Origin of the sequence: Paraburkholderia caffeinilytica (assembly GCF_046030355.1) — a bacterium.
In the GTDB taxonomy this organism is placed as follows: domain Bacteria; phylum Pseudomonadota; class Gammaproteobacteria; order Burkholderiales; family Burkholderiaceae; genus Paraburkholderia; species Paraburkholderia caffeinilytica_B.
The window spans coordinates 26,563-39,655 of the sequence record NZ_JAQQCQ010000006.1; the positions used below are offsets into that span (position 1 = coordinate 26,563).

Genomic DNA, 13,093 nt, shown 5'->3' on the forward strand with positions numbered 1-13,093 from the left:
ACGCGTTGTATCAGGGCAACGGCGCATAAGACGCTTTTGTGACAGGCCGTTACGCGGGTCGATGACCGGAAACGCCTCCGTTCCGGACATCGGCCCGTCACGCTTTCCTGACGGGCGCCCTTTGGGTAACGCAGCGAAACAGATTGATACGTTCCGTGCAACGACGCTCCTTAGGGTATTGGAGTATACTTCGCGCTATGGAATAAAAAGTCCCGATTGGGATTTTCAATCGAATAGAAGATCACCATGTTGAAGCAGCGCTCTATCAAATCAATCGTCAAGACAGTCGGCATTGGCCTGCATTCCGGGCGCAAAGTCGAACTGACACTCCGCCCGGCGGCGCCGAACACCGGCATTGTGTTCTCGCGCGTGGATTTACCCACGCCGGTGGATATTCCCGCGTCGGCGATGGCGATTGGCGATACGCGTCTGGCGTCCGTGCTGCAGAAAGACGGCGCGCGCGTGTCGACCGTCGAGCATTTGATGTCCGCATGCGCGGGCCTCGGCATCGATAACCTGTATGTCGACGTCACCGCCGAAGAAATTCCGATCATGGACGGCAGTGCAGGCTCGTTCGTGTTTCTGATTCAGTCGGCTGGTATTGAAGAACAGAACGCACCGAAGAAATTCATCAAGGTCACCAAGCCGGTCGAAATTCGCGACGGCGATAAATTCGCGCGCCTCGATCCGTATTTCGGCTTCAAGCTCAAATTCACCATCGATTTCCGTCACCCGGCCGTGGATAAAACCGGCCAGGCGCTGGAAGTGGATTTTGCCAATACGTCGTACGTGCGGGAAATCGCCCGTGCGCGTACGTTCGGCTTTGCGCATGAAGTGGAAATGATGCGCGAACTCGGTTTGGCGCGCGGCGGCAGCATGGATAACGCCATCGTGCTGGACGAATACCGCATTCTGAACAACGACGGTCTGCGTTACGACGACGAATTCGTGAAGCACAAGATGCTCGACGCGATCGGCGATCTGTATGTGATCGGTCATCCGTTGCTGGCTTCGTACACGGCGTACAAATCGGGCCACGGCCTGAACAACGCACTGCTGCGCGAGTTGCTGGCACATGAAGACGCGTACGAAATCGTCACGTTCGACGACACGCAGAAGGCGCCGCGCGGCTTCGCGTACGAAACGCAAACGGCGTTTGCCTGATCGGCTTAACGCCTTCGGATGAAATCTCCGAAGCGAATGGATGAAAAATAAGCGGCCCATCTGGGCCGCTTATTTTTTTGGTCAGCGATTTCTCCGATGCCGCGCTGCCATTTTCGCCAACGCTTCCTGCAGCGGCGAGGGCGCGAGCGATTGGGAGAGCGCGTGCAAGGCGTCCGCGCCGACTGGCGTCATGCGTGCCTGTTTGACGGGCGGCGGTTCCTTCAAAGGCTGCGGCCGCACGCGAATTCTCAGCGCATTCACTGGCCAGCCACGCTGCTGCAGATCCGACAGCAATCGCGGTTCGATCTGGCGCAGCCGCGCGGCCAGCGCATTGTGCGCGGCAAATAGGGCCAGCACGCCGTCCTTGATGAAGCTGGGCTCCACGCTCGTGGCCAGATAGTCCGGCAGCAGCTCGCGCAAATCCTTTTCCAGCGCCGCAATCTGCTCGACGCCCGCGCGCAGGGCCACGAATGCGTCGGTGCGATTCAGCACTTCGGCGACGGGCTGCGGACGGCGCGCCTTGAACTGCTTGGGCGGCGGCCTTGAAAAGGACGGAATACGGCTCATGTTCGATAGTGATGGCGCGTTCGCACCCCATGTGCGTTCACGCCGCGATTGTACCGCGCGGGATGCATGCGGACCCGCCTTGATGCGTACCGTCGGACGTCGCTGCGGCGGGCTTTTTGCGCCTTGTCAGCGTCGCACGGCTGACACAGGCGCGGGCGGGGGCGCGTGCTAAAATGCCCGATTCGAATTCACTCTTGGACTAAGCCGCCGAGGCCCTTCCGACCCCGGAGCGCACGTGCCTAACCGCACGCCGCGAACCAGCCGAAGCCGCGACGCAGACACCGATCCGATGACCACCGGTTTTCTACAGAAGATTTTTGGCAGCCGCAACCAGCGGCTAGTCAAGCAATATCAAAAGACCGTCACGGCGATCAATGCGCTCGAGCCGCAGATCGAGCAATTGACGGACGACCAACTGCGCGCCAAAACGGGTGAATTCCGCCAGCGCGTCGCGAGTGGCGAGTCGCTCGACAAGCTCCTGCCGGAAGCCTTCGCGGTGTGCCGCGAGGCCAGCGAGCGGGTGCTGAAAATGCGCCACTTCGACGTGCAGCTGATCGGCGGCATGGTCCTGCATTACGGCAAGATCGGCGAAATGCGCACTGGCGAAGGCAAGACGCTCGTCGCCACGCTGCCGGTGTACCTGAATGCGCTGTCCGGCCGCGGCGTGCACGTCGTCACGGTCAACGACTACCTGGCCCAGCGCGACGCCGAATGGATGGCGCGTCTGTACAACTTCCTCGGTCTGTCGGTCGGCATCAACCTGTCGCAGATGGATCATGGCGCGAAGCAGGAAGCGTACGCCGCTGACATCACTTACGGCACCAACAACGAATTCGGCTTCGACTACCTGCGCGACAACATGGTCTACGAGACCGACGCGCGCGTGCAGCGAGCGCTGAATTTCGCGGTGGTCGACGAGGTCGACTCGATCCTGATCGACGAAGCCCGTACGCCGCTGATCATCTCCGGCCAGGCCGAAGATCACACCGAACTCTACGTGCGCATGAACGCGCTGCCGCCGCTGCTCGAACGTCAGATCGGCGAAGAGAAGGCGGACGGCACCGGCGTCGAAAAGCCGGGCGACTACACGCTGGACGAGAAAGGCCGCCAGGTTTTCCTGACGGAATCGGGCCATGAAAAGGCCGAGCGCCTGCTCTCCGAATGGGGCCTGATCGGCGAGGGCGAAAGCCTGTACGCGCCGCAGAACATCACGCTGATGCACCACGTGTACGCCGCCCTGCGTGCGCACACGCTGTTCTTCAAGGATCAGCACTACGTCGTGCAGAACGCCGAAGTCGTGATCGTCGACGAATTCACCGGCCGTCTGATGTCGGGGCGCCGCTGGTCGGATGGCTTGCACCAGGCTGTCGAGGCGAAGGAACACGTCAAGATCCAGAGCGAGAACCAGACGCTCGCCTCGATCACGTTCCAGAACTACTTCCGTATGTACGCGAAGCTGTCCGGCATGACCGGCACGGCCGATACCGAAGCGTACGAATTCAACGAGATCTACGGTCTCGAAACGGTCGTGATCCCGACCAACCGTCCGCCGAAGCGGATCGACAAGCAGGATCAGATCTACAAGACCGCCAAAGAGCGCTATGACGCGGTGATCCGCGACATCCGCGATTGCCATGAGCGTGGTCAGCCGGTGCTGGTCGGCACGACGTCGATCGAAAACTCGGAATTGCTGTCGCATCTGCTGAAGCAGGCTGGCTTGCCGCACGAAGTGCTGAACGCCAAGCAGCACGCGCGTGAAGCCGAGATCGTCGCGGAAGCAGGCCGTCCGAAGCGCGTCACGATCGCCACCAACATGGCCGGTCGCGGTACCGACATCGTGCTCGGCGGCAACGCCGAAAAGCAGGCGTCGTTCATCGAACAGGACGAAACGCTTTCTGACGCCGAGAAGCAAACCCGCATCCAGAAACTGCACGACGAATGGCAGGCGCTGCACGACCAGGTGAAGGCCGCGGGCGGTCTGCATATCATCGGCACCGAACGTCACGAATCGCGCCGGATCGACAACCAGTTGCGCGGCCGTGCCGGCCGTCAGGGCGATCCGGGTTCGTCGCGCTTCTATCTGTCGCTGGAAGATCCGCTGCTGCGCATTTTCGCGGGCGATCGCGTGCGCGCGATCATGGACCGCCTGAAGATGCCGGAAGGCGAAGCGATCGAGGCGGGCATCGTGTCGCGTTCGATCGAATCGGCGCAGCGCAAGGTTGAAGCGCGCAACTTCGACGTTCGCAAGCAATTGCTCGAATACGACGATGTGTCGAACGATCAGCGCAAGGTGATCTACCAGCAGCGCAATGAATTGCTCGAAGCGAACGACATCACCGAAACCATCGGCGCGATGCGCGGCGGTGTGATCGCCGATATCGTTCATCAGTTCGTTCCGGCCGGCAGCATCGAAGAGCAGTGGGACGTGCCCGAGCTGGAGGAAGTGCTGCGCAACGAATGGCAGCTCGACCTCGCGATCCAGGAAATGATCAACGAGTCGAACTCGATCAGCGCGGACGAGATTCTCGAAGCGGTCGAAGCTGCGGCGAACGAAGCGTACGAATCGAAAGTCGAACAGGTTGGCCGCGAATCGTTCAGCGCGTTCGAACGCTCGATCATGCTGCAAACGCTGGATCGCAGCTGGCGCGAACACCTCGCGGCGCTCGACCACCTGCGCCAGGGTATCCATCTGCGCGGTTACGCGCAGAAGAATCCGAAGCAGGAATACAAGCGCGAGGCATTCGAACTGTTCGCCGCCATGCTCGACGCCGTGAAGCTCGAAGTCACGCGTGTCGTGATGAACGTGCAGATCCAGTCGCCGGAACAGCTGGAACAGGCTGCCGAGCAATACGAAGAGCAGGGCAGCCACCTCGAAAACGTCGAGTTCCGTCATGCCGAATTCGCCGAAGCGGCAGCACCCGCCGCTGCGGAAGCGGCGACCGCGGCAATGATCGGCGACGCGATGAGCCACGGTTCCTCGCACGCCATTGGGTCGGACGTGAGCGTGGACAATGTGCCGAAGGTCGGCCGCAACGACCCTTGCCCGTGCGGTAGCGGCAAGAAGTACAAACAGTGTCACGGTAGGATCGCATAATGGGTGAAAGCGGCGCGCTTTAAGCGCGCCGCTTCGTTTTTACCCAGCACGTTGCTGGTGATTTCGCGGTGGTTCGGCAACGCGCTCGAGCCATCAGTTTCCGTTTCCATCGATGCCGGCGCCTGCCGGCATTTTCTTCGACAGGTCGCGACCATGGCTGTCAATTTCCCCTCGATCGATCCCGCTCAACTTCACCCTGTCGCCGGCGTTACGCTGGGCTGGGCGGAGGCGAATATCCGCAAGCCGAACCGCAAGGACGTGCTGGTCATTTCCGTTGGTGACGGCGCGACGGTAGGCGGCGTGTTCACGCAGAACCGCTTTTGCGCAGCGCCCGTCACGGTGTGCCGTGAGAATCTGGAGCGCGTGCGCCACGGCGGCAAGCCGATTCGCGCGCTGGTGATCAACACCGGCAACGCGAACGCGGGCACGGGTGAACCGGGCCTCGTGGCTGCACGCGAAACCTGCGCTGAACTCGCGCGTCTCGCCGACATCACACCGGAACAGGTTCTGCCGTTTTCGACGGGCGTGATTCTGGAACCGTTGCCGGTCGATCGTCTGAAGGCCGGTCTGCCTGCCGCGCTGGCGAACCGCAAGGAAGCCAACTGGTACGACGCCGCTCAGGCGATCATGACCACGGACACCTTGCCGAAAGCCACCTCGCGCCAGGTCACGATCGACGGCCACACGGTCACGCTCACCGGCATCAGCAAGGGCGCCGGCATGATCAAGCCGAACATGGCGACCATGCTCGGCTTTCTCGCGTTCGACGCTAACGTCGCGCAACCGGTGCTCGACGCACTGGTCAAGCACGTGGCGGACCGCTCGTTCAACTGCATCACGATCGACGGCGACACGTCGACCAACGATTCTTTCATCCTGATCGCCTCGGGCCAATCGAGCCTGCCGGCGATCACGTCCACCGATTCGCCCGCTTATGCAGCGCTGCGCGACGCGGTGACCGAAGTCGCCCAGACCCTCGCACAACTGATCGTGCGCGACGGCGAAGGCGCGACCAAATTCATGACCGTGCATGTCGAAGGCGGTTCGAGCGTCGGCGAATGCCGCCAGATCGCGTATGCGATCGGCCACTCGCCGCTCGTGAAAACGGCCTTCTATGCATCGGATCCGAATCTCGGCCGCATTCTCGCGGCCATCGGCTATGCCGGCGTGGACGATCTCGACGTCGGCAAGATCGATCTGTATCTGGACGACGTGCTGGTCGCCACTGCCGGCGGCCGCAATCCGGCCTACCGCGAGGAAGACGGCCAGCGCGTCATGAAAAAGAGCGAGATCGGCATTCGTGTCGTACTCGGCCGCGGCGATGCGCAAGCCACGATCTGGACTTGCGATCTGTCGCACGACTACGTGAGCATCAACGCCGACTATCGTTCGTAACCAGGTTTCTCACCAGGGTTTTGACGCGGCTTTCGGGCCGCTTACCTCACAGTCATGGATAAACTCGAACAGTTTCTGACCCGGGCCGAAGCCGTGCTCGTCCGCCTCGAAGCCATGCTTCCGCCCGCTGCACCGGAGATCGACTGGTCGGCGGCGGTCGCTTTTCGCTGGCGCAAGCGCCAGGGGCGCGGCTATTTGCAACCGGTTCCGGCCATTTCGTCGATCACGCTCGACGACCTGCAAAACATCGATCGTCAGAAAGGATTGATCGAGCAGAACACGCGTCAGTTCGTACACAAGCAGCCGGCCAACAATGTGCTGTTGACGGGCGCGCGGGGTACCGGCAAGTCCTCACTGATCAAGGCTTGCCTGAACGCCTATGCGAAAGACGGCCTGCGCCTGATCGAAGTGGATAAAGACGATTTGCATGATCTTGGCGACATCGTCGATCTGATTGCGCAGCGGCCGGAGCGCTTCGTGGTGTTCTGCGACGACCTGTCGTTCGAAGACGGCGAGTCGGGCTACAAGGCGCTGAAGGTCGCGCTGGACGGCTCGATCGCCGCGCAGTCGGACAACGTGCTGATCTACGCGACGTCCAATCGCCGCCACCTGTTGCCCGAGTACATGAGCGACAACGAGACGTACAAGCACACGTCCGACGGCGAGATTCATCCGGGCGAACTGGTCGAAGAAAAGATCTCGCTGTCCGAGCGCTTCGGGCTGTGGGTCAGCTTCTATCCGTTCAAGCAGGACGACTACCTGTCGATCATCGGCCACTGGCTGCGCCATTTCGGCTGCGACGACGCGGAAGTCGAAGCGGCGCGCGGCGATGCGCTGGTGTGGGCGCTGGAGCGCGGTTCGCGCTCGGGGCGCGTCGCGTGGCAATTCGCGCGCGACTGGTCTGGACGGAAGACCTCGGCATGAGCGACGCGCAGAAGAACGGCGCCGGACGCCCGGTGACTGAAGTCGCCGTCGGCGTGCTGATTCAGCCGGACGGACGTTATCTGCTGGCGCAGCGTCCGGCAGGCAAGCCATACGAAGGGTATTGGGAGTTTCCGGGCGGCAAGCTGGAAGCGGGCGAGTCGGTCGAGGCCGCGCTAGCGCGTGAGCTGCACGAGGAACTGGGTATCGACGTCAAGGCAAGCCATCTTTGGCACACACTCGAGCACGATTACCCGCATGCCTACGTACGGCTGTTCTTCTGCAAGGTGACGCAGTGGACCGGCGAACCGCATGGCCGCGAAGGTCAGGCATTTGTCTGGCAAGCGCTGCCGGCGGATGTCTCACCACTGTTGCCGGCGACGATTCCCGTGCTGGAATGGCTCGCGGCTGAGAAAAACTAGAAAAACAGCCGGCGGTTTTAAACGGCGCTGCGTGAGCAGCGTCGTCCCGCATAACTGCAGCACGCCGCGGCCACGCGGCGCGGTATATGTCTGCGGCCTGCTGCGTTCAATGCGGGGTGTAGTCCCCGCCAGGCGATTCATCCGGCGGCGTTTCTTCCTCTGTGCCGCCTATCTTGTACTTCTCAGTGGCCCAGGCGCCGAGGTCGATCTGCTTGCAGCGATCGGAGCAGAAGGGGCGGAAGCGGTTTTCGGGAGTCCAGCGGACATCCTTCCCACAAGTGGGGCATTTGACGACGGTAGGCATACGGTCAGGCAGTCGATCGGAAACGGGACAAGTAACGAATATAGGGGCATTTTTCGCCGCTTTAAAGCCGCGGCCCCGCGATTCGGTTCTACAGGGCAGGCATTACAGGCTGCAAAGCGTGAGCTGGAACGGCACGTCGACATCCACCGCGCGTGGACGCAAATCGCCGTCTTGCACCGTGAACCGCACCCAGAGCATGTACTTGTTGGCGCTGGCCTCTGGAATCACCCGCAATTCAGGCGCCACCCGTACCTGCATCAACTGGTATGAACGACCCGACAGCATCTGCTGATAGCTGCCCTGCATCGCCATGACCTTGGACGCCTGGCCCGATTCGCGCGCGAGGCGCAGCACGATGGTTGCCGCATCGCGCAACGGCAGCAGCGGCGTGACCCATTTGGCGATGTCCTGCCGGCGCTGGTCAGGATGGATCTGCTGCCATGCGTAGTACGAAGGCAAATCGAACTTGCAGGTGCCGCCCGGGATGATCGCGCGGCTACGGATGCTGGCGAGCCATTCGTTGTCGGCCAGATGCTGGCCGGTTTTGCCTTGCATCTGCGAAAGCCCGGACAAGGTCTGCTCGATTTCTCCCAGCACCGCCTCCAGCGCGTTCTGCTCGATACCCGGATTGCCCCGGAACGGCGCGAGGGTCTGCCGTTGGCGCTCGAGCTCCTTCATCAGATCGGACTTCAGATCCGCGCGACCCGCAACCTCTGAGATTTCGAACAACGTTGTCAGTGCGACGTGATGTTCCCGGGCGTCTTCCTGAGTCAGAAAGAACGTGAAGCGCTCGAACAGATCTTCGAGGCGCAATAGCGTCCGGATTCGCTCGTTGAAGGGATACTCGTAAAGGATCAAGCGGGCTCGCCTCGGGCGTGGTCGGTGACGGGAATGCAGAACATTCTAATGCCGTGAGACTACCCTAGCAATCACGCACTTTTTCAGCGCACTCTCACAATTTTTTTTGCGTGTTTTAGCGGGTTTTCAGCGCGCTTTGGCTCTTGCCTTGCCGCAAAGTTCACCAGATCTGAAGGGGTGCGGCCACACGTGACAGCATGTCTGCGCTCTCGCGCGGCCCTCGCGTACGCGTCCCCTCAAGCGTCGGCGAGTGACAGGTACACGCGATGCTGTGCCGCGACCTCAGCCCTCAGTGCCTCCAGCGGCGTGTTGTCGTTGTCGATCACGTCGTCGGCTGCGGCTAGGCGTGCTTCGCGCGTTGCCTGGCGGGCGATGATTGCGAGCACCTGTTCACGGCTAAACCCATTGCGGCTCATCACGCGCGCGATTTGCGTCTCGACGCTGCAGTCGACCGTCAGCACCCGATTCACGCGCGTTTTCCAGCTACCCGACTCCACCAGCAGCGGCACCACCACGATCACATACGGTCCTTGCGCCTCACGCTGCTCGCGCTCGGTCTCCGCACGAATCAGCGGATGCGTGATGCCTTCGAGCCGCTTGCGCGCGCCATCGTCGCTGAATACCAAGGTGCGCATGCGGGCGCGGTCGAGCGAGCCGTCTGCAGCGACGAACGAATCGCCGAACTCCGCAGCGATCTGCGGCATGGCAATGCCGTGCGGCGCCGTGATGCGGTGCGCAATCAGATCCGTGTCGACAAGCGGCACGCCGTGCGCGGCGAACAGGTCGGCCACGGTCGATTTGCCGCTGCCGATGCCACCGGTCAATCCCACAGTAAACATGCTTCAGCCTCCCAACGCCAGATAAAGCGGCGTCCCGAGAAATAGCGTAACGGCGCCGCCCGCTGCGAGAAACGGCCCGAACGGCAGCGGTTCTTCGAAACGCATGCGGCCGCGCCATGTCGCCGCGAGACCGACTACCGCGCCGGCAACCGCCGCGATCACCACGATCTGCGGTAGCGCCGCCCAGCCGAGCCATGCGCCGAGCGCAGCCAGCAGTTTGAAATCGCCATAACCCATACCTTCGACACCGCGCACCAGACGGAACAGCCAATGCACGGCCCACAGCACCAGATAGCCGAAGATCGCACCCAGCACGGCGTCGTGGAGGCTCGCAAACATGCCGTTGAAGTTCACGATCAAGCCGGCCCACAGCAGCGGCAGCGTCATGGCGTCAGGAAGCAGATGTGTGTCGATGTCGATCGCGCTCATTGCGAGCAAGGCCGCGCAGAGTCCGAAGGCGGCGAGTGCCATGCCGGTCGGCCCATATAGCGCAAGCGCGCCGGCTGCAAAGGCGGCGCTCGCTATTTCGAGCAGCGGGTAGCGCACGCTTATGCGTGTCTTGCATGCGGAGCAGCGCCCGCGCAGCAACAGGTAGCTCAGCACCGGCAGGTTTTCCCATGACTTGAGCACGTGGCCGCAGTGAGGACACGCGCTGCGCGGCAGCCACAGGTTGTAGCGGGCGGGCAAGCCGTCGTCCGCGAGCGGTTGTTCGGTGGCCTCGCTGATTTCTTCGCGCCACGCACGCTCCAGCATGATGGGCACCCGATGCACGACCACGTTCAGGAAACTGCCGATCACGAGGCCGAACACGATCGCGAATGCGATCTGCAGGCCGGTGGGCAAGCTGCCGAACGCCACGCCGAGACCGGTTGCGAAGTGGCCAGGCAACAGGTCCGAAAACAGGCCCGGAAACAGGCTGGAAGAAGTATCTGACACGAGCGGAAGGGTCGCCTGCATATAAAGGGTGGGATTCGGCTGCGATGCTACACCACGTTGCCGAGTTGAATAATGGGAAGATACATTGCGATCACCAGGCCACCGACCAGCGTACCCAGCACGATGATGACAAGCGGCTCGCACAGGCTCGAGAGTGTGCCGATCTTTTCGTCTACCTGACGATCGGCGAGCGACGCCACATCGATCAGCATTGTGTCGAGCGCTCCGGATTCCTCGGCGACCGCTACCGGCTGCACGACCTCCGGTGGAAAGCAATGCGCCGCGCGCATGGCGGCGGCGAGCCGTTCGCCGCGCCGCAAACGGCCGGCAATCTCCACCGTTGCGCGATCGAAGAAAGCGTTGCCGGTGGCGTGAGTCAGTGAATCGAACGCGTCCGCGAGCGGTGTGCCGGCCGACAGCAAAGTGCCGAGCGCGCGGCTCCAGCGCGCGGCGCACAAGGTACGCAGCAACGGACCGGCGACCGGCATTGTCAGCGATATGCGCGCGAACCGGATGCGCGCTGCTTCGGAACGTCGTAGCAGAAACGTCACAGCCGAACCCGCTGCGAAGATCATGACGGCCAGAGGAATGCTCCATCGCGCCGCGCCCGCCGACAAGGCCAGCACGAACTGCGTGGGCGCGGGCAACGTCGCGCCGAAGCCGTCGAAGATCTGCTTGAAGGTCGGCACGACCCACACCAGCAACGCTGCGGTAATGGCGATCGCAAGCAACAGGATCGCGACCGGATAGGTGAGCGCGGCGCGTACCTTGGCACGCTGCGCGGCGGCGCGTTCGCGGTCGTCGGCGATCCGGGCGAGGACGGCCGGCAGCGCGCCGGCTGCTTCGCCGACTTCGACGAGCTGACAGTACAACGCGTTGAACTGCGCAGGATGCCGCTGCAACGCTGCGGAGAAGCGCAGGCCTCCGGTGATGTCGCGTGCCAGCGCGCCGACGATCCGCGGCATGCCTTGCCGGCGTGAACTCTGCGCTTGCGCGAGCAGGTCCAGCGAAGGCGCCAGCGGCAAACCGGCGCGAAGCAGACTGGCGAGCTGGCGTGTGAACACGGTGACGTCAGGGGTGCGGGTCCGGGGACGGGGTGCCTCACCGCGCGTCTCGAGTTCGACGAGGAACAGCTTTTCGCGTTTGAGTATGGCCCGTGCGGTGCTGACATCCGGTGCAATGAGCGCACCGGTTTTGTGTACGCCGTCGGCATCGATACCACGCCATCTGAAACGCATCTCGGCGGCGGGCGGTGGGAGAGTCGTCGCGGTGCTCATGCGATTTCGGTGGCCGCTAGCGCTTCGGTAAGGCTCGTCGTGCCGTCGCGCACACGCGCCAGGGCTGCGGCGCGCAAGGTGGCAATCTGTTCGGTTTGCGCGAGCCGGGCCAGCTCATGTGTGCTTGCGCGTGCCACGATCAACTCACGCATTGCGTCGGAGACGGGCATCACCTGGTGAACGCCGACGCGGCCCCGGTAGCCGATACCGTGGCAGGCCGCGCATCCGCTGGCGGCGTACGGTTGCCAGCCGTCGAGGTGGTCGTCGGCGAAACCCGCTGCTCGCAGCGCCGCCGCGGATTGTGGCGCGAGTGTGCGACACGCCACGCAGAGCCGCCGCACCAGCCGTTGTGCGGTCACCATCTTTAGGGCGGCCGCCAGGTTGTATGGTTCGACGCCAATGTCGATCAGGCGCGCGACGGCGGCCGGCGCGTCGTTCGTGTGCAAGGTCGACAGGACCAGGTGGCCGGTCTGCGCGGCCTTCACGGCGACATCGGCGGTTTCTTCGTCGCGGATTTCACCGACCATGATGACGTCAGGGTCCTGACGGAGAAACGCGCGCAACGCTACCGCGAAAGTCAGACCGGTTTTTTCGCGCACACTGACCTGATTAATGCCGGCCAACTGGATCTCCGCCGGGTCTTCCACCGAACACAGATTGCGCGCCTCGTCGTTGAGCATGTGCAAAAAGCAGTACAGCGACAGGGTTTTGCCGCTTCCCGTTGGACCGGTGACAAGCACGAGGCCATGCGGCGCGCGAATAGCGGCATCGACGACTTCACGTTGCTGTGGATCGAGGCCGAGCGAGTCGAGCGAAAGATGGGTGGGCAGCGCGTCGAGCCTGCGCAGCACCAGCTTTTCGCCGAACAGGGTGGGCAGCGAGTTGACGCGATAGTCTTCGACGCGGCCAGGCGACGTGGCAATACGCAGCCGGCCGTCCTGCGGCACGCGCCGCTCGGCGATATCCATGCGCGCCAGCACCTTCACGCGCGTGATGAACGCGTCGCGCAGATGCGCAGGGGGCGGAGGAATCTCATGAAGTACGCCGTCGATACGCAAACGCACGCGCCAGCCATGCTCCGCCGGCTCGATGTGCAGGTCCGATGCATTGCGGCGGGTTGCCTCCTGCAATGTCTCGGTCAAGAGGCGTACGGCAGGCGCGTTGTCGGAGTCGGCGAGACTCGCGTTGAGATTGGCGCCGACACTGGGGTCGGTCGCAAAGGCGTTATGCCTGGGTTTGGCTGGGCTTTCGCTGTCCAGAACGACGGGCCGCAACGACGCCGTATGTTGAATAGAAGCTTGCATGAGAGACCGGTA

At 62.7% G+C, this 13,093-nt stretch carries 13 protein-coding genes; 5 read left to right on the forward strand and 8 right to left on the reverse strand.

What is annotated here, in order from left to right; translation table 11 throughout:
* Positions 1–246: 246 nt before the first annotated feature.
* Positions 247–1,164, forward strand: coding sequence for a UDP-3-O-acyl-N-acetylglucosamine deacetylase (gene lpxC / locus PQQ95_RS11365; RefSeq protein ID WP_408437493.1), 918 nt, complete (start codon positions 247–249; stop codon positions 1,162–1,164).
* Between the two features lie 81 nt (positions 1,165–1,245).
* Here lpxC and PQQ95_RS11370 read toward each other — a convergent pair whose 3' ends face one another.
* Complete coding sequence (locus PQQ95_RS11370) at positions 1,246–1,731, reverse strand: DciA family protein (protein WP_408437494.1); 486 nt, start codon at positions 1,729–1,731, stop codon at positions 1,246–1,248.
* 289 nt (positions 1,732–2,020) lie between these two features.
* Here PQQ95_RS11370 and secA point away from each other — a divergent pair, with 289 nt between their 5' ends.
* Positions 2,021–4,825: a preprotein translocase subunit SecA gene (gene secA / locus PQQ95_RS11375; RefSeq protein ID WP_408437757.1), complete on the forward strand. Its 2,805-nt coding sequence runs from the start codon at positions 2,021–2,023 to the stop codon at positions 4,823–4,825.
* On the opposite strand, the gene PQQ95_RS11380 is transcribed toward secA, so the two are convergent.
* Positions 4,807–4,935, reverse strand: a complete 129-nt coding sequence (locus tag PQQ95_RS11380; RefSeq protein ID WP_408437495.1) for a hypothetical protein — start codon at positions 4,933–4,935, stop codon at positions 4,807–4,809. The two genes, secA and PQQ95_RS11380, sit on opposite strands and share 19 nt — an antisense overlap.
* Positions 4,936–4,978: 43 nt before the next feature.
* On the opposite strand from PQQ95_RS11380, the gene argJ reads away from it, so the two are divergent.
* From argJ to PQQ95_RS11395, 3 genes are read left to right on the forward strand one after another with little or no spacing between them, the layout of a single operon-like run.
* Positions 4,979–6,220: a bifunctional glutamate N-acetyltransferase/amino-acid acetyltransferase ArgJ gene (gene argJ / locus PQQ95_RS11385; RefSeq protein WP_408437496.1), complete on the forward strand. Its 1,242-nt coding sequence runs from the start codon at positions 4,979–4,981 to the stop codon at positions 6,218–6,220.
* Positions 6,221–6,274: 54 nt separating this feature from the next.
* Positions 6,275–7,144: an ATP-binding protein gene (locus tag PQQ95_RS11390; RefSeq protein WP_408437497.1), complete on the forward strand. Its 870-nt coding sequence runs from the start codon at positions 6,275–6,277 to the stop codon at positions 7,142–7,144.
* Positions 7,141–7,563: an NUDIX domain-containing protein gene (locus tag PQQ95_RS11395; protein WP_408437498.1), complete on the forward strand. Its 423-nt coding sequence runs from the start codon at positions 7,141–7,143 to the stop codon at positions 7,561–7,563. The genes PQQ95_RS11390 and PQQ95_RS11395 overlap by 4 nt, the downstream gene beginning before the upstream one ends.
* Positions 7,564–7,669: 106 nt before the next feature.
* On the opposite strand, the gene PQQ95_RS11400 is transcribed toward PQQ95_RS11395, so the two are convergent.
* The 6 genes from PQQ95_RS11400 to PQQ95_RS11425 form a co-directional block, all read right to left on the reverse strand.
* Positions 7,670–7,867: a DNA gyrase inhibitor YacG gene (locus tag PQQ95_RS11400; protein WP_408437499.1), complete on the reverse strand. Its 198-nt coding sequence runs from the start codon at positions 7,865–7,867 to the stop codon at positions 7,670–7,672.
* Between the two features lie 102 nt (positions 7,868–7,969).
* Positions 7,970–8,725: a cell division protein ZapD gene (gene zapD / locus PQQ95_RS11405; RefSeq protein WP_030100922.1), complete on the reverse strand. Its 756-nt coding sequence runs from the start codon at positions 8,723–8,725 to the stop codon at positions 7,970–7,972.
* Positions 8,726–8,961: 236 nt separating this feature from the next.
* Positions 8,962–9,564: a dephospho-CoA kinase gene (gene coaE / locus PQQ95_RS11410; RefSeq protein WP_408437500.1), complete on the reverse strand. Its 603-nt coding sequence runs from the start codon at positions 9,562–9,564 to the stop codon at positions 8,962–8,964.
* A gap of 3 nt (positions 9,565–9,567) precedes the next feature.
* Positions 9,568–10,521 carry a prepilin peptidase gene (locus PQQ95_RS11415; RefSeq protein ID WP_408437501.1) on the reverse strand — a complete coding sequence of 318 codons (954 nt, stop codon included), beginning with the start codon at positions 10,519–10,521 and terminating at the stop codon, positions 9,568–9,570.
* Positions 10,522–10,547: 26 nt separating this feature from the next.
* The gene (locus PQQ95_RS11420; protein ID WP_408437502.1) at positions 10,548–11,777 is read right to left on the reverse strand and encodes a type II secretion system F family protein; all 1,230 of its coding nucleotides are present in this window, start codon (positions 11,775–11,777) and stop codon (positions 10,548–10,550) included.
* Positions 11,774–13,081, reverse strand: a complete 1,308-nt coding sequence (locus PQQ95_RS11425) for a GspE/PulE family protein (RefSeq protein WP_408437503.1) — start codon at positions 13,079–13,081, stop codon at positions 11,774–11,776. Before PQQ95_RS11425 ends, PQQ95_RS11420 begins: the two co-directional genes overlap by 4 nt.
* Positions 13,082–13,093: the final 12 nt, after the last annotated feature.